The sequence below is a fragment of the Candidatus Brocadia sapporoensis genome (genome assembly GCF_001753675.2).
Taxonomy (GTDB): Bacteria; Planctomycetota; Brocadiia; order Brocadiales; family Brocadiaceae; genus Brocadia; species Brocadia sapporoensis.
Map to the genome: position 1 here is coordinate 35,563 of NZ_MJUW02000040.1, position 20,487 is coordinate 56,049.

Below are 20,487 nucleotides of genomic sequence, written 5' to 3' on the forward strand. Positions count from 1 at the left end.
CTCTGATGATGAAAAAAGCAGTATATCCCGGAATGTTTGACCCTTTCACTCATGGGCATCTTGATGTGATAAAAAGAGGGAGTATGGTTTTTGATACCTTGGTTGTATCCGTGGGATGCAATCCATTAAAAGAAGCTCTATTCTCTATTGAAGAACGCATGGAGATGATTCAGGAACAAGTTGCAGACTTAGGAAATGTTGAGGTTGATAGCTTTAGCGGGATGTTGGTAGATTATCTCAAAACACAGCAGACAAACATCATATTGCGTGGCATACGTACGGTGTCGGATTTTGAATATGAATTTCAGAGGGCACTGACGAATCGGGTTCTTGATAGCAGAGTTGAAACGGTATTTATAATGGCCTGTGAGCAATATTCGTTTTTAAATTCCACGCTCATTAAGGAAATTGTTAGTTTGGGTGGGAGCGTGGGACAATTTGTTCCACAGAGTGTTGAAAGGTGTTTGATGCAAAAATTTAAGCAGGTGTATGGAAAGAGTATTGAATGAAAATTAACGTCTTGGTTATTGGTGATATTGTTGGGAAGCCAGGTCGTGTGATCTTAAAGGAAAAGCTAAAACCATTTATTGATAAGGAAGAGATCCATTTTTGTATTGCAAATGGAGAAAATGCTGCAGCGGGGGCAGGCATTACTGCTGAAATAGCCACGGAATTGTTTTCTTACGGAGTCGATGTTATAACTACCGGTGACCACGTATGGGATAAAAAGGAAATATTGCCTATGCTGGAAACAGATGCAAGCGTGCTGAGACCCGCTAATTATTCCCCTCTGGCAATGGGAAAAGGTTATGTGATCAAGAATTCCAAATTGGGATATCCGATCGGAGTTATTAATTTACTGGGTCGGGTATTTATGAAGCCCATAGATTGCCCCTTCCGGATTTCTGATGATATTGTTAAGAATATTTCAAAAGAAACAAAGGTAATCTTTGTGGATATGCATGCTGAAGCGACTTCAGAAAAGATTGCCATAGGGCGGTATTTGGATGGTAAAGTAAGCGCCGTGTTGGGTACGCATACCCACGTGCCCACTGCGGATGAAAAAATACTACCCAGAGGGACGGCCTTTATCAGCGATTTAGGAATGACGGGTCCCCATGAGTCTGTTCTGGGGAGAAAGATTGAGTGTGTGTTAAAGGCAATTGTGACACAGATGCCTACCAGATTTGATGTGGCAGAAAAAGACATACGAATAAATGGTGTGAAGGTCGTTGTAAATAGCCAGACGGGAAATGCAGAGAGCATTAAAAGGATTGAAATTAAAGAGGATGATTAGATGAGTTTTGCTAGCCCACTGCCTGTTTTCCCAGAGTTAGCAAGAAGCCGAAATGCAATACTTACGGTCTCTGAGCTTACCCGAAGAATACGGGGTTCCGTTGAACATGAGTTTTTCAATATCTGGGTCATAGGAGAATTATCCAATGTGAAGAAGCCGTCATCCGGTCATGTGTATCTGACACTGAAAGACGCACATGCACAGCTTCAGGTTGTCATATTTAAATCCGTTGCAAACAACCTAAAATTTGAGATACAAGATGGAATGGAGGCGTTGGCTTTTGGTTCCGTTACGGTTTATGAAGCGCGTGGACAGTATCAACTGGTTGTTGAACGAATGGAGCCAAAAGGAATTGGTGCGTTGCAATTGGCTTTTTTACAATTAAAGGAACGTCTCGAAAAGGAAGGCTTGTTTGACCCGGCACACAAAAAACCTCTTCCCGTCCTTCCCAAAAAGATTGCCCTTGTGACATCTTTGACAGGTGCTGCAATCAGAGATATCCTGAACGTAATCAACAGGCGTTTTGCCAAAGTGGAGATTCTTATTTATCCCGTGAAGGTACAGGGAGAGGGTGCAGCATTGGAGATTGCACAGGCGATCCGCGACTTGAATACGATTTCTGGTATTGATGTAATGATTGTGGGAAGGGGGGGAGGCAGTTTGGAGGATTTGTGGGCCTTTAACGAAGAAGCGGTCGCACGCAGTATTTTTGCCTCTAAAATTCCTGTTATCTCGGCAGTGGGTCACGAAATTGATGTGACGATTTCAGACCTGGTTGCAGATAAAAGAGCACTAACACCTACCGAGGCTGGTGAACTAGTTGTCCCTCGGTATGATCAGATAAAGGATGTCTGTGAGAAAATTAAGACTAGACTTGCACAAGTATTATATAATAAAATATTGCTTATGAGAAGCAGGGTACTGAGGATTGAGAATAGTTTTTCATTGAAAAGACCCTTCGATAAAGTACTTCGATTACAACAGGATTTGGATGAAATAATACAACGTCTCGTCATGGCGGGGAAACATACTATTGAATTAGAACGCGAACGGCTCGTTGGTTTTGCAAGTCGGTTGGATAGCATCAGTCCATTAAGAGTGCTGAGCAGAGGATATTCGATTACTACCACGGCAGAAGATGATAAACTGGTCAAATCTACTGAAGGATTGAGTGCAGGAAAAATGTTAAAGACACGATTTTTCCATGGTGGTATTGTGTCATCAGTCGTTGAATTATTACCGTAAATAAGCACGAAGGATTGGTGTGATATTTACAGAATGCAAAAGTAATTAAATACAGCAATGATTCATATATCATACTGGTGCGGAAGATATTATAAATGGGGTGATTATTCCCTATGGCAAAGATAAAATTTGAGATTGCAGTAAAAGGATTGGAGGATATTGTAGAGATTCTCGAGAAGGGGGATTTATCGCTCGATGAAACTTTGTTAAAATATGAGCAGGGCATTAAACTCTACAAACAGTGTATTGCCCTGTTAGAGGATGCAGAAAAAAGAATTCAAATTCTCGTAAAGAATGAAGACGGTGTTTTCCGTACCAGGGATTATGAGATTGAACCTACCAAAAGTAATAATGTAAAATAGCTATCTGTTTAAATGGATAACCTTTTTCGATTTATCATAATGTGTGAACCATGAGTAAACTATTGGATTCTATTGAATATCCGGAAGATTTAAAGAAGTTAAAACTGGAAGAGCTGCCAAAACTCGCTGCGGAAATTCGTGAATTAATCGTGAATGTTGTTTCAAAAAATCCCGGTCATCTTTCTTCAAATCTCGGTGTCGTTGAGTTAACGATGGCGCTCCATTATTGTTTCGATTTCAAAAAAGACAGGCTCGTGTGGGATGTAGGGCACCAGGCATATGTTCACAAGATTCTTACGGGTAGAAAAACGAAGTTTCCGACGCTAAGACAATATAACGGTCTCAGCGGTTTTCCTGATAAAAACGAGAGTGAGTATGACCCATTTACATGCGGACATAGCGGGGATGCCATATCGTCGGCCTTGGGCATGTCTTGTGCTTCTGCGATTCTTGGAGAAAAAAAATCGATTGTGGCAATTGTTGGTGATGGCGCTATCGGAGCAGGGATGTCTTTGGAGGCTTTAAATCACGCGGGTTATCTGAAAAAAAATTTATTGGTGGTATTAAACGATAATGAAATGTCTATCTCCAACACCGTTGGCGCTTTCTCAAAATATCTGAATAAAATCCGGACGGCTCCGATCTATATGGATATAAGAAAAGAGGTCCATAATTTATTGAAAGTGTTTCCCGTGCTTGGTAAGCCGGTTGAGAAGACTATGGAACATATTGTTGAGTTAATTCAGGGCGGCGGTGTTCCCGGTCAAATATTTAAAGATCTTGGTTTTAATTATTTTGGGCCAATTGATGGCCATGATTTCCGAATACTCACTGATACTTTGAATAATATTAAGCATCTTGAAGGGCCTGTTTTACTCCACGTGATAACGGAAAAGGGAAGGGGTTTTGAGCCGGCATATCAAAATCCAGCACAATACCACAGTGCCGGTAAGTTTGAGATGTGTAACGGAAAAATTAAAGAAATATCCCCTGATTCCAAAAAGATTGCTTATACCAAGGTTTTTGGAAACACCCTTGTAGAACTGGCAAAAATAGACCCAAAGGTGGTGGGTATTACCGCTGCTATGCCCGATGGAACGGGCATAGTTTCTTTTGGTAAAAAATTTCCAGACAGATTCTATGACGTTGGAATTTGTGAACAACACGCGGTTGGTTTGGCCAATGGACTGTCAGCAGGGGGACTCAAGCCCGTGGTGGCTATCTATTCGACATTCTTACAAAGGGCCTATGATCAGGTGTTTCACGATATCTGTTTACAAAGGCATGGTGTTGTATTTGTGCTTGACCGAGCAGGGATTGTAGGGAATGATGGCCCCACTCATAATGGGATTTTTGACATTGCCTATCTTCGTAATCTGCCCGAGATTATTTTAATGGCGCCAAAAGACGGGGATGAGTTAAAGTCTATGCTAAAGATTGCCTTAGAATCTGGTAAACCAGCAGCAATCCGATATCCGAAAGAAGACATCCCTGAAGAAAAACTCAGTCCGCATTACAAGAAATTTGAAATTGGAAAGGCCGAGGTTTTAAGAGAAGGTTCTGATGGTGTTCTTCTGGCTTATGGCGCTATGGTGTATCGGTGTATGCAGGCAGCAGAAAAACTGAATAAAAAAGGAATTGATGTTACTGTGGTAAATGCAAGGTTTGCGAAACCTCTTGACAAAGAACTTATTTTGAGGTTGGTCAGGAATAACAAATTGATTCTTACCGTGGAAGACCACGCATTAATGGGTGGTTTTGGTTCCGCCGTGCTGGAACTTGTTTCGGATGCAGGAGAAAATCTTAACAAGATTATGCGTGCGGGTGTTCCTGATCGTTTTATGGAGCATGGTCCTCGGAACCTGATCTTAAAAAATATTGGCCTGGATGAAGATGGAATTGCCGGGAGATTTATTGCAATGCTTGGTTTGGCAGATGTGCGAGGTTCTTTTATCAGTGCTGGGAAGCGACGTTTGACTGTTTAAGCAAATGAAAAAAATTCTGGTTCTTGGTGATTTAAATAAAAAAAAGATTCATGATACGATTTTTGGCTTAAAGCCATGGTTGGACAAGCACGTAGTTGCTGAAATTCTTGATGTCTCGAAAGGGAAGAAAATTGAAAAAATGGAGGCGGAAATTGCGGTGGTGTTTGGAGGAGACGGAGCTATTCTTTCAACATGCCGGGGGCTAGGAAGAGATCAGATACCGATCATAGGTGTACACATGGGAAGATTTGGTTTTTTGGCAGAGCTTATGGAAAAGAATGTACTTGCCGCTTTAGAAAAAATATTTATAGGAAACTATCGTGTGCGTAAAAGGATGCTCCTGTTGTCCCAAGTTGAGCGTGCAGGAAATATGATAAGCGAATCCATGGGTATTAATGATGCTGTGATCTCACGCTCGTCTTTCTCACGATTGATTTCTATAAAATTAAATATTAACGGGGAAGATGTTGCAACATACCGGGCAGATGGTTTGATCGTGTCAACTCCCTTAGGCTCGACGGCGCATTCGCTTTCTGCCGGAGGTCCGCTTTTAACGCCTGATTTGAATGCTTTTATTATTGTGCCAATATGCCCTCATACACTTACAAACCGACCGTTGGTGGTTTCTTCGGATGTGAAGATTGAGATGGAAATCTTGTCTCAATTAGTTGGTACCGGTTTTACGGTTGATGGACAGGTCTTTATGGAATTGGAGATGGGCGATAAGATAAAGGTTGAAAGGTCTGATGTCGAAGTTCAGATGATAGATACGGGTGAGAGGACATTTTATGGCGTGTTGCGGGAAAAGTTACATTGGGGAGGACAACCGAATTATGGCCGTAATTAAAATAAAAGAGAATTATTGTAAAGGATGCCATCTCTGCGTGCCGGTATGCCATAACAATTCATTTGTGATATCTGATACCATAAATGAACAGGGCTTATATCCAGTGAAGTTCAGGGAAGGCGCAGAATGTGATGGTTGTAAAAAATGTGCAATAATGTGTCCTGATGTAGCGATAGAGATTTATAATTAAAAATTAAGCGTTATTTTTAGGGACAATTTACAAGGGGCATGTTTTGATGAAACAGTTAATGACGGGAAATGAGGCCGCTGCGGAAGCAGCTATAGTAGCAGGTTGTAGGTACTATTATGGGTATCCCATTACTCCTCAGAATGAACTGATCAATTATATGTCAATGAGGATGCCACAGATTGGTGGCTCCTTTATCCAGGCAGAGAGTGAGATTGCAGCTATCAATATGGTTTATGGCAGCGCGGCAGCAGGTGCCCGTGCAATGACATCTTCTTCGAGTCCTGGCATTAGTCTGAAGCAAGAGGGAATATCATATCTCGCCGGTAGTGAGTTGCCGTGTGTCATTGTTAATATACAACGGGGAGGACCTGGGCTGGGTGATATTTCTGCATCACAGGCGGACTATTTTCAAGCAGTCAAGGGTGGTGGACATGGTGATTATCATACCATTGTTCTTGCGCCTAGTTCTGTCCAGGAGATGGCAGATCTTGTATACGATGCCTTTGACCTTGCCGACAAATACCGAAATCCGGTTATGATCTTGGGAGACGCTCAAATCGGGCAGTTAATGGAACCGATGGAATTTCATAAAAGGCCTAAGAAAAATCTTCCTCAAAAAACCTGGTCACTGACAGGGGCAGAAGGGAGAAAAAGGAATATTGTAAAGTCTTTCTATCCGGTGAAAGGGCAACTGGAAGAGTTCAATGCTCATTTACAGAGAAAATATAAGGCAATAGAAGAGCATGAAGTCCGTTACGAAACGGTTAATACACATAAAGCCGATATTGTGTTGGTTGCTTATGGAACATCTGCACGGGTATGTGCAGATGTTGTCAGGAAAAGCAGGCAGCTCGAATTCAAAGTTGGTTTGATACGCCCCATTACCCTATGGCCTTTTCCAAAAGAAATCATCCGAAAGATATCAGAAAAAGTACAGTGTATTTTAACTGTTGAAATGAGTGCAGGGCAAATGGTAGAAGATGTAAGGCTGGCAGTTGAAGGTAAATGCCCGGTGCATTTTTATGGGAGGACTGGTGGAGGAGTTCCAACGTCCACGCAAGTAATCAAAAAGATTGTAGAGGTTGTACCAGACAATCTTGCCAATACTTTGTTACAATTAGCAGAGGTAAGATGATATGAAGGCTTTGTATGAAAAACCGAAAACATTCATTGATACACCAACACATTTTTGTCCGGGATGTGGACATGGAATTGTACTGAGGCTTATTGCCGAAATCATTGATGCATGGGGAATTCGGGGAAAAACTATTGGATTGGCTCCGGTAGGATGCGCTGTACTTGCCTATAATTACCTTGATATCGATATGTGTGAAGCTGCACATGGCCGACCTCCTGCTGTAGCCACGGGTATTAAAAGGGTGCATCCAGACCATGTCGTATTTGCCTATCAGGGGGATGGTGATCTGGCAGCAATCGGAACTGCAGAGATTATTCATGCTGCCAATAGAGGCGAAAATATTACCTTTATTTTTGTTAATAATGCCGTTTATGGCATGACGAATGGTCAGATGGCGCCGACGACCCTTGTAGGGCAGAAAACGGCAACTACGCCATCAGGCAGGGACTCGATAAACTACGGACATCCTATTCGTGTATGTGAACTTTTGTCCGTTTTGGGTGGAAGTAGTTACCTTGAACGGGTGAGTCTTTCCTCGCCGGAAAACGTTCGAAAGACGAAAAAAGCCCTCGAAAAAGGATTTAAGACACAAATAGAGAAAAGGGGGTTTTCCCTGATAGAAATCTTATCTCCATGCCCTATCTACTGGAGGATGGATGCCAACGAGGCGATGCGACATATTGATGAAGAAATGTCCAAAACCTTCCCGCTCGGAGTGGTAAAAGATTGGACACAATGAATAGTTGTTTACCCACAGATATAACAGAAAGAATAATCCTGGCCGGTTTTGGAGGACAGGGCATGATGTTGTTGGGGAAATTAATTGCGCAGGCAGCCATGATTGACGGGAAAAAGGTGACGTATTTTCCTTCCTATGGTACCGAAGTAAGAGGCGGAACCGCAGTCTATCACCTCATCATTTCAAACAATGAGATTTTTTCCCCAATTATCGAGGAGGCCGATACCCTTATTGTTATGAATCAACCTTCGTATCAAAAATTTAAGGGGATGTTAAAGGCAGGCGGATTGCTTCTTTTAAATACCTCTATGATTAAATCAGACAATTTCCCTGATGCAAAAATCTATGAAGTGCCTGCCACAGAGATTGCGAGCAAATTAGGAAATGTACTGGTCTCAAACATCGTCATGCTGGGTGCCTATCTGGCAATTAAAAAATTATTTTCTCCTAATCTCATTTTGGAGCAGTTACAAGGGATGCTAAAAGCAAAAAAGGGAAACTTGTTTGCCATCAATAAACAGGCTCTTGAGAGGGGTTTGCACCTGATAGAATCTATACATCATCCATACGTACGGTAAAAATTTGCAAAAACGGGATTTTATTTCAGAGAGCATCTTTTTTTGACAGGAGAGGGAATATGTGTACGACATGTGCGAAGCACAGCCCCGGCGGAAAAAAGAAGGAAGGATTGGAAAAGAAAAAGAGCGGGGAAAAGGGAAAAAAGAAATAGATTGTCATAAAAATAAAAACCCCTCCGTCAGGTTATCTTTCAGAGGGGTTTTTATTTTGAGTAGACAATAAGCCGAGTCCTGTCGTGGATGGTCATTTATCTAGTCTCGTTGTTGCCAACGAGATCAAACGGTTCACCCGGAGGTATTACTGAAGCGGACCACTTCATCCCTCCCTATTTAACCTTTCTCCCAGTGGGGTTTGCCATGCCTCCGATGTCACCACCAGAGCGGTGGGCTCTTGCATTAAGTCAATAATGACCCCGCCATTTCACCCTTATCCCATGAAAAGATGGGACGGTATATTTTCTGTTGCACTTTCCTTCCCGTCTCCGGGACTCCGCGTTACGGAGCACTGTGTCCTGTGGAGCTCGGACTTTCCTCCCGCTCTTTCGCGAAGAAGGGAAAGAGCCGGCGACCACCTTGTCTACTCTTCCTCTAAATCCCCATCGCCATTATTCAGGAATAAAATACGGCCACAACTATGGCAGAAGGTGAGGTCTTTGCCTGACAAAAGTTGATTAAGCGTTTGAGCTGTAATGGACATAAAACATCCTTGACATACCTTGCTAACAACAGGAACTACTGCAACTGCATCCTTGTGGCTTACTAAACGATTGTAATGTTGTAAGGTGTCAGCATCAAGCATGGAGGTATATTTATCGCGCTTTTTTTTCATTTCATCTATCTCGGTGTCTATTGTTATCAGGTCTTTTTCCACATGTTTCTGGAGTTCTTTTAATTGCAAGTTTTCGTGTTCAATCGTTTTTTCAAATGATTTGTATCTCTGATTCATTTCTTCATACTTCGTCATCATGCCAAGGATTTCATCCTCCAGAATGGATTTATTTGCCTCCTTTCCTCCAATTTCTGTTTTTATTGCGTTATATTCTTTGTTTGTTTTGACTTGATTCATCTGTGAGCGTAATTTGATAATCTCTGTTTCCATACTTTTCAAGTCAAGTTCCTTAAATCCGATGTCTTTTTGAAACGTCTTTATCTCTTCGTTCAGTTTTGACAAATCTGTTTTCTTTTGTTGGATTAAAGTAAGTTTTTTTTGAACATCGTAACTACGGTAGAGTTTATCACCTTCCAATCTTCGCAGTTTTGTATCTATTGATTGCAACCTCCGGAGTACCTCTATCCTTTCATTCATAGATTCCTCTCAAACAATAATTTTAAGCGCATAAACGAGAAGCACTTTAAAGGAGTGGGATGCACAAATCTTGCCTATCAATCAGCACTGACACCGTCCAAAAATCCTTCAAGTTTCCGGCTTCTAATCGGATGTTGCAATTTCCGTACGGCTTTCGCTTCAATCTGTCGTACCCTCTCCCGTGTAACTTTAAATATTTTGCCAACTTCTTCGAGGGTATAGGTATAGCCATCACCAATACCGTACCGGAGTTTAATAATCTCTCTTTCGCGGTACGTTAACGTCTCTAATACACTTTCAATCTTGTCTTTAAGCATTTCCTGGGTTGCTGCAGACACAGGTGATTCCGCCTTTTCATCCTCAATAAAATCACCAAAGGAGCTGTCTTCACTCTCGCCAACAGGTCGGTCCAGCGAGATTTGGTGGCGGGATATTTTAAGAACGCGCCGTGCCTCTCCCACGGTAATCTTTACTTCTCTTGCAATCTCTTCAATGGTCGGTTCACGACCTTTTTCCTGGAGCAGTTTCTTAGAGACATTTCTTATTTTACTCATGGTTTCAATCATATGCACAGGGATGCGTATCGTTCTTGCCTGATCTGCAATCGACCGCGTAATTGCCTGACGTATCCACCACGTAGCGTATGTGCTGAATTTGTATCCGCGCCGGTATTCATATTTATCAACTGCCCGCATGAGACCAGTATTTCCTTCCTGAATCAAATCGAGAAAACTGAGTCCGCGATTCCGGTATTTTTTTGCGATGCTTACGACAAGTCGGAGATTTGCACCGGAAAGCTTTCTCTTGGCAGTCTCGTGCTCTTTATAAATGTTTTCAACGGAGCCTACGCGTCGTTTTAAACTGTTTGAAGATTCCAGGACCAATTCTTCTAATTTTGCGAATTGTAATTCTAATTCTTTGTAATAACCATTAGAACGGGAGCGCTGTTTTGATTCTGTCATCTGACTTTCTAAAAATTCCATTTCGAAAATGATTTCCTGGAGTCTTTTCAACATTGGCTGTATTCGTTTTGTGCGAATATTGATTTCTTCGAGCAGATCTATCCCTTTTCTCCTTCTGTTTCTGATCGTTCGGAGAAGTTTTATTCTTTCCTTCCTGGAAATTTGTTTCCGTTTTACCCGGAGATAGTCTTCTTTATTCTTTTGGAGGAGGGATTTTAATATTTTAGCACTCCGTGGAAACTGTTCTAAAATCTCATCCTTGCAATTGTCAACCATTGCATTCACTTTCAAGGTACGGTCAAACGATAATTCTCCATTATTGACATCCTCTAATATTCTCAAACAGGTTGCCAGGGAAAGATCAGAATGCAGGACTTTCTTTAAAAATCTCTTTCTGGTAATTTCTATTTTTTTCGCAAGCATGATTTCTTCGTCACGGGTAAGCAAAGGAATTTCACCCATTTGCGTGAGGTACATACGAACCGGGTCATCTATCTTTTCGGTGATGGTTGGAACTTCGCCAAATTCTAATTCAACTTCCGGGTAGGGTTCACCCTCTTCGGTTTCAATAACGTCGCGACTTTCAATCTCAGTCTCATCGATCAAGTCGATGCCTAATTCATCCAGCATCATCAAGATGTCATCAATCTTCTCGGGGGAAATATCCGCATCATCAGGCAAGATATCATTCAGTTCTTCGTAAGTTAAATAGCCCTTTTCCTTACCTTTTTGTACCAGTTGCTTAATTTTTTGATTTAAACTTTCCATCTAAGGATAGTCCTCCTCAACAATGACCTTTATGTAAATGGAGATAATCGAAGTTACCTTTTTTTCTTTACCTGTCTTACATCAGATGGCACGTAAACAACTCCTCGCGTTAGGCGTTATTTTTCAAGACATGGATATTTTTGTTTTTTTTGTGAAGCTCATTCAGCAAGACAACAATATCTTCTTCGCTGTTGCTGACCCTAATCGTCTGTAGCGTTTTAACCTTTGCCTGATATCTTTCTTTCTTGCTGTTCCGCCTTTTAAAAAAATGAATATATGCCTCCAACCTTTCGTTCTGATTGGCAATATTTTGAAACTCCCTAGTTGTTACAACATCCATGAGCGTTTTGTTGAGTCTTTCGTCTTCTAAGAGATGTAATACATCTTCTTCTCTTACCACATTATTTTTATGGTATAGTTCAATCACTTTTTCAGCGATCTTAAAAAGATCGTTATTGCTGAATTCTTCCAATCCTATTTCTTCGATGACTTTTGGTATAAGTTCGTTGCATGATAACATTAAATACAAAAGTTCCCGCTCCGCCATGAAAGAGGCGTCTAATCTATGTTTGACGTCTTGTTTGTTTGGTACAAGAGACGATTGTTTACTGAATTTTTTCAGATGGGTCCGTAGTGCATCCTCATCAATAGACATTTCTTCGGCGATCCTTTTGATTTGTAAATTACGTTTAATAATATCGGGCATTTTCATTGCTGTTGAAAGGACGTCATTGATGGCATTTGCCTTTCCATGAATGGTTGACATGTCCCATTTGGATGCAGTCATTTCGACCTTAAAGCTAAAAAAATCTTTGGCGTAATTAACATACGACAAAAATTTTTCAGCTCCTTCCGCTACAAGAAAGTCACATGGGTCGTAACCCTTAGGCAGTTGGGCAATTTTGACATCAAATTCTTCTTCGATAAAGATGTCCAGATTCCTATCTGAAGATTTCCATCCGGCAATGTCAGAATCCAGAAGCAGTATTACCTGATTGCAGTACTGCCTTAATTGCTTTAGGTGTTGTTTTGATATAGATGTTCCCATTACGGCCACCGACCATTCGATACCGTTCTGGTGTGCCATGATTACATCCGTATACCCTTCCATAAGTATTACTCGTCGTTGCTTATGAATAGTGCTTTTGGCAATATCAATACCGTAAAGGACATTGCTTTTGTTGAAAAGAACGGTTTCGGGTGAGTTGAGATATTTAGGAAGTGAATCATCCAGCGACCGGCCTCCAAAACCTATGACCTGCCGCCTGGCATCAAATATTGGGAACATTAATCGATTGCGAAAACGATCATAATAACCGTTCCCCTCCTTTTTAAGGATAGCCAAACCAGCTTTTTCTAATAGGTTTTCTGGAATTTTTCGTTCTTTACAGATTCGGATTAAGGTATTCCAACTATCAGGAGCATAGCCAAGACAAAATTTTTTTATGGATTGATCATTTATCTGCCTTTTTTGTAAATAATCTCTTGCCAACCTTCCTTGTTCACTAGTAAGCAAAATTTTATGATAAAATTTTGCGGCAAAATCGTTTGTGTTTATCAAGCGAGTCTTTTCTGCAAGAGAATAAGTTCCCTTTTGATTGCATAAATAAGAAAGATCGATATGTGACTTGGAAGCCACTAACTTTACAGCCTCCACGAAACCTATCCCTTCTTGCTTCATTATAAACTGGAATACGGCTCCGCCTTCGCCACATCCGAAGCATTTAAAGAGCTTTTTTTCTGGATTTACCGTGAAGGAAGGGGTTTTTTCCGAATGAAATGGACATAAGCCTAGAAAATTTTTACCGCTTTGCTTTAAATTGACATATTCTGATATGATTTGAACGATGTCTGAAGCGCGTTGTATCTCTGCAATCTTCTCTTGTGGGATATTACTCGCCATACAGCCGGATGGGATAAGTTATTATTTTAAAATAATAGAAAACCCTAAAATTATATCATTAAATTTAATATTGTCAATAAATTGAAAATAATTATTTCTTTCAGTAGAATGCTGCAAGGCTATTGTGTAACAGAGAATCATGCACAACTATTTGTAAATTCGTGTCTTAATACCGTTTCTAATTAAATATTCCTTCACGGATTGTATGGAGATCTCTCTGTAATGAAAGATAGAGGCCGCCAATGCTGCATCTGCCTTTCCTTTTGTAAAAACATCGTAAAAATGTTCTACTTTACCCGCCCCGCCTGATGCGATAACTGGGATGTTTACCATTTCGGATATCGTTCTGTTTAATTCAATATCAAACCCGTTTTTTGTGCCATCAAAGTCCATACTGGTCAATAATATTTCGCCAGCTCCTTTTTTCTCAATGGTTCTTGCCCATGAGATAGCATCTAATCCGGTAGGTATTCTGCCACCGTTTATATAAACTTCCCATTTTTGTGCTTCAGAATTACCTTGTATTTTTTTTGCGTCGATTGCGATCACAATGCATTGGCTACCGAAACGCCTGGAGGCTTTTGTAATAAACTCAGGCTCTTTGACTGCTGCTGTATTGATGGACACCTTGTCTGCACCCGCTGTGAGCAGCCGGCGGATGTCGTCAATGCCACGGATGCCTCCACCAACGGTTAGCGGCATAAATACTTGTTCGGCTGTCTTTTTTACAACATCAAGAATAATGTTCCTGTTTTCATGGGACGCTGTAATGTCCAGAAAGGTTAATTCATCGGCTCCCTCCTTATCATACAATGATGCTATTTCTACAGGGTCCCCTGCATCTTTCAGGTTTAAAAAATTTGTTCCTTTGACGACACGTCCGTCCTTAACATCCAGACACGGTATAATTCTTTTGGCAAGCATAAGAGATTGAGGATTCCTTTTTTAAAATGAAGCAAGGTCGCAATAAATGTTTTTCTGGTATTAATTTACCCTGGCAGGAAGAACAACGTTAGAAGTCTTTTTCTGGACTACTAGCTTTTGCGTAGAGTCTTTTGGGTATGCGTCCGGAAAGAAATGCAAGTCGTCCTGCCTCACACGCAAGTTTCATTGCCCTTGCCATGCGGATGGGGTCTTTTGCAAGGGCAATTCCCGTGTTCAGTAATACACCCGCACAGCCAAGTTCCATGGCTATAGAAACATCAGACGCAGTGCCCACGCCTGCATCGACGATAACAGGAACCTTTACTGACTCAAGGATAATCTGTATGTTGTTTTTATTTAAAATACCCTGTCCTGATCCAATGGGTGCGCCTGCTGGCATAACACTGGTTGCACCTGCATTTTCCAGCCTTCGTGCAATAATGGGATCATCAGAGGTATATACAAGCACTGCAAACCCCTCTCTTGCCAGAATCTCTGTTGCTTTTAGAGTTTCCACCGGGTCTGGCAAAAGGGTCCTTTCATCACCAAGTACTTCTAATTTAATCATATCGGACAGGCCTGCCTCCCGTGCAAGGCGTGCCGTTCTAATTGCCTCCTCGGCTGAATAACATCCCGCCGTATTGGGTAATATTTTGTATTTCCTGGTATCGATATAATCTAACAGAGACGTCGTCTCGTTGATCTTTACCCTGCGGACAGCAACGGTAACAACTTCTGCCCCGCTGGCCGCCAGGGCGTCTTTCATTATTTCCATCGAAGGGTACTTGCCTGTACCAACAAAAAGTCGGGAAGTAAATTCATGCTTCCCAATTTTTAAGGGGGTATTTTCTATTTTATTTTCGATTTTATCCGCCGCCGACAAAGGTCACAACCTCCAATACGTCCGATTCCCTCAGTATCCTGGTAGAAAGTTCTTTCCCTGGGATGACATGTAAATTTAGTTCCACGACGATACGATTTTTATCGATTTTATACAAATCAAGCAGACGTTCTATCGTTATTCCTTCGGGACATTCTTTTGTCTCGCCGTTTAAAATAATCCTCATGTGTCTAGCTCGCCATTGCGGCCGGCTTTCTCGATCTTACATAGGCGTCAATTGCCTTTGCTGCCTTTTTGCCTGCGCCCATAGCCAGAATTACCGTTGCTGCGCCCGTTACAATGTCACCGCCCGCAAAAACCCCTTCCTTGCTCGTCTTGCACGTCTCAAGATCAGCAACAATATTACCCCATTTATTTACCTGTATATCGGGTGTTGTGGATTGAACTAAGGGGTTAGGACCGTTACCAATGGACATAATTAAACACTCGACATCGATCACAAACTCCGATCCCTTGACTGGGATCGGACGTCTTCTCCCTGATTCATCAGGCTCACCCAACTCCATGCGCACACACTCAAGACCCTTGACCCAGCCTTTTTCATCCCCTAAGATTCGTATAGGATTTGTGAGGAATCTGAATTGCAAACCTTCTTCCTCTCCATGGTGGATTTCTTCAATTCTTGCGGGCATTTCTTCCCGGGAACGCCGGTACACGACGTACACATTCTCAGCGCCGAGACGTAATGCAGTTCGTGCAGCATCCATAGCAACGTTTCCAGCTCCAATCACAGCCACATTCTTTCGCATAGCAATAGGAGTGGCGTAAGTTGGATTATAAGCCCTCATCAGGTTGACCCTCGTCAAGTATTCATTGGCTGAATAAACGCCATTCAGGTTTTCTCCAGGAATTCCCATAAACATGGGTAAGCCGGCGCCAGTACCAACAAAGACGGCGTCGAAACCGTTCTGTAACAAATCGTCTACGGTTTGTGCCTTACCAATGACGGCATTTAGTTCGACTTTGACTCCTAATTTCCGGAGATACTCCACCTCAGAATCCACAATTGTTTTGGGTAATCTGAATTCGGGAATTCCGTATACCAACACCCCGCCTGCCTTATGCAACGCCTCGAAAATCGTTACCTCGTGCCCCATCTTGATTAATTCACCCGCGCAGGCAAGCCCGGCAGGGCCAGCGCCCACAATGGCTACTTTATAGCCGGTCTTCTCCGGTATTGCGGGTATTTCCACAGAACCATGGTTTCGTTCATAGTCAGCAACAAAACGTTCCAGGTTTCCAATGGCCACAGGTTTGAATTTCTTACCTACGATACATACCTTTTCACACTGATCTTCCTGTGGGCACACCCGTCCGCAGACAGCCGGCAGTGCGTTTGTTTCTTTGATCTTGCGTGCCGCCGCAAGGAAATCACCTTCTGCAATTAATTTGATAAATCCCGGGATGTCTATACTAACGGGGCATCCATCACAACAGAGAGGCTTTTTGCATTGCAGACATCGCAATGCCTCCTGCCGTGCCATTTCCGGCGTATATCCATACGGTACCTCATCAAAATTCTTTATCCGGTTTTTGGGTTCTTGTTCAGGCATCTTCTGTCGGGGAATAGCGCCTATCTTTTTTGCAGCCGGTTTTCCCCCACCGGATTCAACACCGGAAAGACCCGCTGCCAATTGCTCAACAACGGCATGCCCTTCGGAAGCATGCATTGAGACCGCTGGTTTGTGAACTGTGCCTGAACGGTCTTCTGGCGGTTTCCAGCAGGAGCTATCCTGGCTTACGCTGGGTATTCTGGGCTCTTTATTTGCATATGCTTTCAGACGCTGTGATAAATTTTCATAATCCACCTGATGGCCGTCAAACTCCGGGCCATCCACACATACAAACTTGGGTTTATTATCGATTAAGACCCTGCAACAACCACACATTCCGGTTCCATCCACCATGATAGGATTCAGACTAACTATCGTCTTAATATTATAAGGCTTTGTGAGTTTGCTGACAGCAGCCATGAGCGGTACCGGCCCTACGGCGAAAACAACGTCTATCTTCCTTCCGCTGTTAATCAGATCCTGGAGTATTTGTGTGGGGAAACCCTTGATACCTTTCGAACCATCGTCCGTGGCAATCATAAACTCATCGCTACACGCCTGCATTTCCTTTTCGCAAATCAGCAGATCTTTATTTCTTGCGCTAATAATGGATATTAACGTATTTCCGGCATCATGGAGCGCCTGCGCTATTGGCATCACTAAAGCAATGCCAAGACCGCCGCCGATACATACAACTGTTCCAAAATTTTCAATATGGGTGGGATGTCCCAAGGGACCTACGACGTCAAGCAAGTAATCACCGGCGTTTAACGTAGACAATTGTTGGGTTGTCTCGCCTGCAACTTGGAAAATGATCGTAATTGTGCCGCGAGCAGTGTCAGAACCAGCTATGGTTAAAGGTATTCTCTCTCCCGGTTCGTCTATACGAAGCATGACAAATTGCCCAGCCTTTCTTTTGCTGGCAATCTTGGGAGCCTCAATCTTCATTAAAAAATTAGATTCTGCAATCTTTGTTTTTTCAACAATCCTGAACATATTCCCCTGCCTTTTTTAAACAATAATATCTAAATTTTTGATAAATTATAGAAGAAAGAAAACATATAAATTATAAAACTTTATGCTATCGTATAAATAATTAAAATGCAAGGGAAAAGAAGGTTTGACAAAGTGCATTGTTTTGCATATAATCCCCTTTTCTGGCAAGCTGAACCTGACAATGATGGTCATCTCGAAAAGAAGTTTTCACACAAACCTCAGCAATAGTAAAGATAATAAATACGTATGCATGCAATGTAATTAATAGCCCGAAGCAATTGTTTGACTGAGATACGAAGTGTCTTCAAGTCGAAAATTGTCTCGTGGAATCTATCCTGAGCGACGCTAATGTGCTTGCAACGCCCCTTTCTTTGCGTTCACTATTACGTATCATCCTTTTCCTGCTTCACAACCATGGGTGGAGGCAGAAAATCTGCAGTACTGCTTTATTAGGAGCCTTTTGAATGAAAGATATTGCCGTAAAAATGCACGTGGACAATATCCATAGTATTATAAAACGTTATCAACGGTTTCTTATTACTACCCATGTTCGGGCAGATGGGGATGGTATTGGGTCCGAAATAGCCCTATATTATGCACTCATGGGTATGGGAAAAAATGTCTGCATTGCCAACGACTCTCCGACTCCACAGGTATACAAATTCATTATTCCTCCCGAAGGAATATATGTATATCCTCAATCTCCGAAAGACTGCACAGAGGTTGTTTTCGCTCTTGATAGTCCCAATCTTGAACGTCTTGGCAAGGTACGGGAAATCATTCCGGAAGATGCAAAAATCATCAATATAGACCACCATGTCTCGAATGAATACTTTGGCATGGTCAATTGGGTGGTGGAGGACATGTGCGCCACCGGGGAAGTCATCCTAACTCTTCTGAAGAGCATGGACGTTGCTATTACCCCGGATATCGCCACGGCTTTATATGTGGCAATTGTAACGGACACCGGACGGTTTACCCATAGCAATACTACGTCGGAGGCGCTCAGGGCGGCCGCATTTCTCATCGAACATGGCGCAAGGCATGAAGAAATTTCCAAAAATGTTTACAACACCAATCCTTATAATTTAATCCAGTTAAATGCCCAGGCGCTTAGCACGGTTACTCTCCATGCCGGGAAGAAGATTGCCACAATTTGGTTAACGAAAGCAATGTTGGAAAAAGCGAATGTCAATCCGATCGATACGCAGGAATTTGCTGATATTCCCGTGTCAATTGAAGGGGTGACTGTTGGTGTATTGCTCCGTGAGATGACAAAGCCTGATTGGGTTAAAGTAAGTCTCAGGAGTAGAAACGGGTTTAATGTAAATGACGTTGCCAAAAAATTTGGAGGTGGTGGCCATAAGTATGCTGCCGGTTGCGAAATACAGGGCAGCATTGATGAGGTGCAACAATGCATCGTTGGAGAACTGGAGAAGGCTTTATCGTAAAAAGCGTCGGCGACTCAGACTGATAACAATAGAGCGCAGCGAAGCCATAACCAAACTTCCACCTGGTCATTATAATATTACCGTGTAAAATCTTTTTTTTGCAAGTTTTTTACCCCCCCTTGACTCTGTCGTGGTGGTTCGACAGGCTCATCATGCACGGTGCAACATCCAGAGCCTGCCGAAGGATCAGCCGAAAGACAAGAGGAATTTGGTTGCGGCTTTGCTATGTTATAATATCAACCAAAGTTGGTTGACCCGTTCCGGACTGAACAGGGTTGTGAAAAATTCGATAAAACTTATCCCCGTGAAAATGAAGAAAGGAAGACGTTTGCCAGTAATATTCATATAAAATTGTAAAAAGATACGTGGGACTTTACTATGTCTGCAGATGAAATAAAAAAAGAATTGGCATCTATACTTCGGGCTGTTAGAATCAGGATTGAAATTGAAAAAGGGTTTGGAATTGATACCATTACCGTTTCCAGACCAAACAAGCTAAACGTACAGCGGTCATCCAATCTTCTTGCTGAAAAACAATCTATGAAAACCCCTGACATCGACGGACGAAAACGGCAGACGGAAGGAACGAACAAGCGTTCGTCCAAAGACGCCACAAAACCACTCAGTGATCAAACTTCCGTGACCGAAAAAGGAGAGGGGGTTCAAATGCTCGAAACCCTGCGGAACGAAATGCTGGTTTGCCACAAGTGCTCACTGGGCAAGGCGCGCACCAACCTTGTCTTTGGCGTCGGTAATCCCCGTGCAACCTTGATGTTTGTGGGTGAGGCGCCGGGTCGTGACGAAGATCTTCAGGGTGAACCTTTTGTTGGTCGTGCAGGTCAATTACTCACCAAGATTATTGAGGCTATTGGTCTGAAGCGCAATGATGTATATATTGCCAATGTCCTGAAATGTCGTCCTCCGGGAAACCGCGCCCCCCTGCCCGAAGAGATCGTTCTTTGTATGCCTTATCTTTTAAAACAAATCGAAATTATTCAACCAAAGGTTCTGTGTGCCCTGGGCACCTTTGCCGCACAGACCCTGCTTAGCACAAAGGCTCCCGTTGGCACGTTACGGGGCAGGTTTCATGACTACAAGGGTATTCCCATAATGGTCACCTTCCATCCCGCTTATCTCCTGAGAAACCCCAATGACAAAGCAAAAGTATGGGAGGATATGAAAAAAGTACGGGATCTTTTGAGTGAATTATCCGGAAAAGACCTGAAAATATAAGTCCATAATATAGAATTTCAGGGTCATCGTGTAGTTGTGTGGGTAAAAGAGAGAGCAAATTAGTATAAGATGGCTTTAGATAAAGGGAGAAGAGCTTTTAAAAGGGTCA

General features: G+C 42.3%; 19 protein-coding genes and 1 other RNA gene. 12 read left to right on the forward strand and 8 right to left on the reverse strand.

Annotated elements, in window-relative coordinates; genetic code table 11:
• Positions 1-8: 8 nt before the first annotated feature.
• The 10 genes from coaD (at position 9) to BIY37_RS03655 (ending at position 8,381) form a co-directional block, all read left to right on the forward strand.
• Complete coding sequence (gene coaD / locus BIY37_RS03610) at positions 9-509, forward strand: pantetheine-phosphate adenylyltransferase (RefSeq protein ID WP_070066492.1); 501 nt, start codon at positions 9-11, stop codon at positions 507-509.
• Positions 506-1,297 (forward strand): TIGR00282 family metallophosphoesterase, encoded by a 792-nt coding sequence (locus BIY37_RS03615; protein ID WP_070066473.1) that lies wholly within the window; start codon positions 506-508, stop codon positions 1,295-1,297. The genes coaD and BIY37_RS03615 overlap by 4 nt, the downstream gene beginning before the upstream one ends.
• Before the next feature lie 18 nt (positions 1,298-1,315).
• A complete protein-coding gene (gene xseA, locus BIY37_RS03620; protein ID WP_420886179.1) occupies positions 1,316-2,542 on the forward strand; it encodes an exodeoxyribonuclease VII large subunit in 1,227 nt (408 codons plus the stop codon).
• Between the two features lie 113 nt (positions 2,543-2,655).
• Positions 2,656-2,904, forward strand: a complete 249-nt coding sequence (gene xseB, locus BIY37_RS03625; protein ID WP_070066475.1) for an exodeoxyribonuclease VII small subunit — start codon at positions 2,656-2,658, stop codon at positions 2,902-2,904.
• A gap of 50 nt (positions 2,905-2,954) precedes the next feature.
• Positions 2,955-4,889: a 1-deoxy-D-xylulose-5-phosphate synthase gene (dxs, locus tag BIY37_RS03630; protein ID WP_070066476.1), complete on the forward strand. Its 1,935-nt coding sequence runs from the start codon at positions 2,955-2,957 to the stop codon at positions 4,887-4,889.
• A gap of 4 nt (positions 4,890-4,893) precedes the next feature.
• Positions 4,894-5,736, forward strand: coding sequence for an NAD(+)/NADH kinase (locus tag BIY37_RS03635; RefSeq protein ID WP_070066477.1), 843 nt, complete (start codon positions 4,894-4,896; stop codon positions 5,734-5,736).
• On the forward strand, positions 5,723-5,926 hold the full coding sequence (locus tag BIY37_RS03640) for a 4Fe-4S dicluster domain-containing protein (RefSeq protein ID WP_070066478.1): 204 nt from the start codon (positions 5,723-5,725) through the stop codon (positions 5,924-5,926). The genes BIY37_RS03635 and BIY37_RS03640 overlap by 14 nt, the downstream gene beginning before the upstream one ends.
• A 43-nt stretch (positions 5,927-5,969) precedes the next feature.
• Complete coding sequence (locus BIY37_RS03645; protein WP_070066479.1) at positions 5,970-7,061, forward strand: 3-methyl-2-oxobutanoate dehydrogenase subunit VorB; 1,092 nt, start codon at positions 5,970-5,972, stop codon at positions 7,059-7,061.
• Position 7,062: 1 nt separating this feature from the next.
• Positions 7,063-7,803: a thiamine pyrophosphate-dependent enzyme gene (locus BIY37_RS03650; RefSeq protein WP_070066480.1), complete on the forward strand. Its 741-nt coding sequence runs from the start codon at positions 7,063-7,065 to the stop codon at positions 7,801-7,803.
• Positions 7,800-8,381, forward strand: coding sequence for a 2-oxoacid:acceptor oxidoreductase family protein (locus BIY37_RS03655; protein WP_080324825.1), 582 nt, complete (start codon positions 7,800-7,802; stop codon positions 8,379-8,381). Before BIY37_RS03650 ends, BIY37_RS03655 begins: the two co-directional genes overlap by 4 nt.
• A 205-nt stretch (positions 8,382-8,586) precedes the next feature.
• Here the strand turns inward: BIY37_RS03655 and rnpB are convergent.
• The 8 genes from rnpB to BIY37_RS03695 form a co-directional block, all read right to left on the reverse strand.
• Positions 8,587-8,965, reverse strand: an RNA gene (gene rnpB / locus BIY37_RS03660) — RNase P RNA component class A.
• Positions 8,959-9,687, reverse strand: a complete 729-nt coding sequence (locus tag BIY37_RS03665; protein WP_070066481.1) for a zinc ribbon domain-containing protein — start codon at positions 9,685-9,687, stop codon at positions 8,959-8,961. The genes rnpB and BIY37_RS03665 overlap by 7 nt, the downstream gene beginning before the upstream one ends.
• Before the next feature lie 77 nt (positions 9,688-9,764).
• Positions 9,765-11,417: an RNA polymerase sigma factor RpoD gene (gene rpoD, locus BIY37_RS14120; protein WP_070066482.1), complete on the reverse strand. Its 1,653-nt coding sequence runs from the start codon at positions 11,415-11,417 to the stop codon at positions 9,765-9,767.
• 109 nt (positions 11,418-11,526) lie between these two features.
• A complete protein-coding gene (dnaG, locus tag BIY37_RS03675; protein WP_070066483.1) occupies positions 11,527-13,320 on the reverse strand; it encodes a DNA primase in 1,794 nt (597 codons plus the stop codon).
• A 147-nt stretch (positions 13,321-13,467) separates the two neighbouring features.
• Positions 13,468-14,244 carry an imidazole glycerol phosphate synthase subunit HisF gene (hisF, locus tag BIY37_RS03680; RefSeq protein ID WP_070066484.1) on the reverse strand — a complete coding sequence of 259 codons (777 nt, stop codon included), beginning with the start codon at positions 14,242-14,244 and terminating at the stop codon, positions 13,468-13,470.
• A gap of 88 nt (positions 14,245-14,332) precedes the next feature.
• Positions 14,333-15,127, reverse strand: a complete 795-nt coding sequence (locus BIY37_RS03685; RefSeq protein WP_315850100.1) for a thiazole synthase — start codon at positions 15,125-15,127, stop codon at positions 14,333-14,335.
• Positions 15,111-15,311 (reverse strand): sulfur carrier protein ThiS, encoded by a 201-nt coding sequence (gene thiS, locus BIY37_RS03690; RefSeq protein ID WP_070066485.1) that lies wholly within the window; start codon positions 15,309-15,311, stop codon positions 15,111-15,113. Before thiS ends, BIY37_RS03685 begins: the two co-directional genes overlap by 17 nt.
• Positions 15,312-15,315: 4 nt before the next feature.
• A complete protein-coding gene (locus BIY37_RS03695; RefSeq protein WP_070066486.1) occupies positions 15,316-17,694 on the reverse strand; it encodes a bifunctional dihydroorotate dehydrogenase B NAD binding subunit/NADPH-dependent glutamate synthase in 2,379 nt (792 codons plus the stop codon).
• 464 nt (positions 17,695-18,158) lie between these two features.
• On the opposite strand from BIY37_RS03695, the gene BIY37_RS03700 reads away from it, so the two are divergent.
• Positions 18,159-19,145 (forward strand): DHH family phosphoesterase, encoded by a 987-nt coding sequence (locus BIY37_RS03700; RefSeq protein ID WP_070066487.1) that lies wholly within the window; start codon positions 18,159-18,161, stop codon positions 19,143-19,145.
• Positions 19,146-19,523: 378 nt separating this feature from the next.
• On the forward strand, positions 19,524-20,378 hold the full coding sequence (locus tag BIY37_RS03705) for a uracil-DNA glycosylase (protein WP_201789380.1): 855 nt from the start codon (positions 19,524-19,526) through the stop codon (positions 20,376-20,378).
• Positions 20,379-20,487: the final 109 nt, after the last annotated feature.

What these genes read in the sequence shown, in the direction of transcription:
- coaD (WP_070066492.1), top strand. Translation starts at nt 9, where the DNA reads ATGAAAAAAGCAGTATATCCCGGAATGTTTGACCCTTTCACTCATGGG.
- BIY37_RS03615 (WP_070066473.1), top strand. Translation starts at nt 506, where the DNA reads ATGAAAATTAACGTCTTGGTTATTGGTGATATTGTTGGGAAGCCAGGT.
- xseB (WP_070066475.1), top strand. Translation starts at nt 2,656, where the DNA reads ATGGCAAAGATAAAATTTGAGATTGCAGTAAAAGGATTGGAGGATATT.
- dxs (WP_070066476.1), top strand. Translation starts at nt 2,955, where the DNA reads ATGAGTAAACTATTGGATTCTATTGAATATCCGGAAGATTTAAAGAAG.
- BIY37_RS03635 (WP_070066477.1), top strand. Translation starts at nt 4,894, where the DNA reads ATGAAAAAAATTCTGGTTCTTGGTGATTTAAATAAAAAAAAGATTCAT.
- BIY37_RS03640 (WP_070066478.1), top strand. Translation starts at nt 5,723, where the DNA reads ATGGCCGTAATTAAAATAAAAGAGAATTATTGTAAAGGATGCCATCTC.
- BIY37_RS03650 (WP_070066480.1), top strand. Translation starts at nt 7,063, where the DNA reads ATGAAGGCTTTGTATGAAAAACCGAAAACATTCATTGATACACCAACA.
- BIY37_RS03655 (WP_080324825.1), top strand. Translation starts at nt 7,800, where the DNA reads ATGAATAGTTGTTTACCCACAGATATAACAGAAAGAATAATCCTGGCC.
- BIY37_RS03665 (WP_070066481.1), bottom strand. Translation starts at nt 9,687, where the DNA reads ATGAATGAAAGGATAGAGGTACTCCGGAGGTTGCAATCAATAGATACA.
- rpoD (WP_070066482.1), bottom strand. Translation starts at nt 11,417, where the DNA reads ATGGAAAGTTTAAATCAAAAAATTAAGCAACTGGTACAAAAAGGTAAG.
- dnaG (WP_070066483.1), bottom strand. Translation starts at nt 13,320, where the DNA reads ATGGCGAGTAATATCCCACAAGAGAAGATTGCAGAGATACAACGCGCT.
- hisF (WP_070066484.1), bottom strand. Translation starts at nt 14,244, where the DNA reads ATGCTTGCCAAAAGAATTATACCGTGTCTGGATGTTAAGGACGGACGT.
- thiS (WP_070066485.1), bottom strand. Translation starts at nt 15,311, where the DNA reads ATGAGGATTATTTTAAACGGCGAGACAAAAGAATGTCCCGAAGGAATA.
- BIY37_RS03695 (WP_070066486.1), bottom strand. Translation starts at nt 17,694, where the DNA reads ATGTTCAGGATTGTTGAAAAAACAAAGATTGCAGAATCTAATTTTTTA.
- BIY37_RS03700 (WP_070066487.1), top strand. Translation starts at nt 18,159, where the DNA reads ATGAAAGATATTGCCGTAAAAATGCACGTGGACAATATCCATAGTATT.
- BIY37_RS03705 (WP_201789380.1), top strand. Translation starts at nt 19,524, where the DNA reads ATGTCTGCAGATGAAATAAAAAAAGAATTGGCATCTATACTTCGGGCT.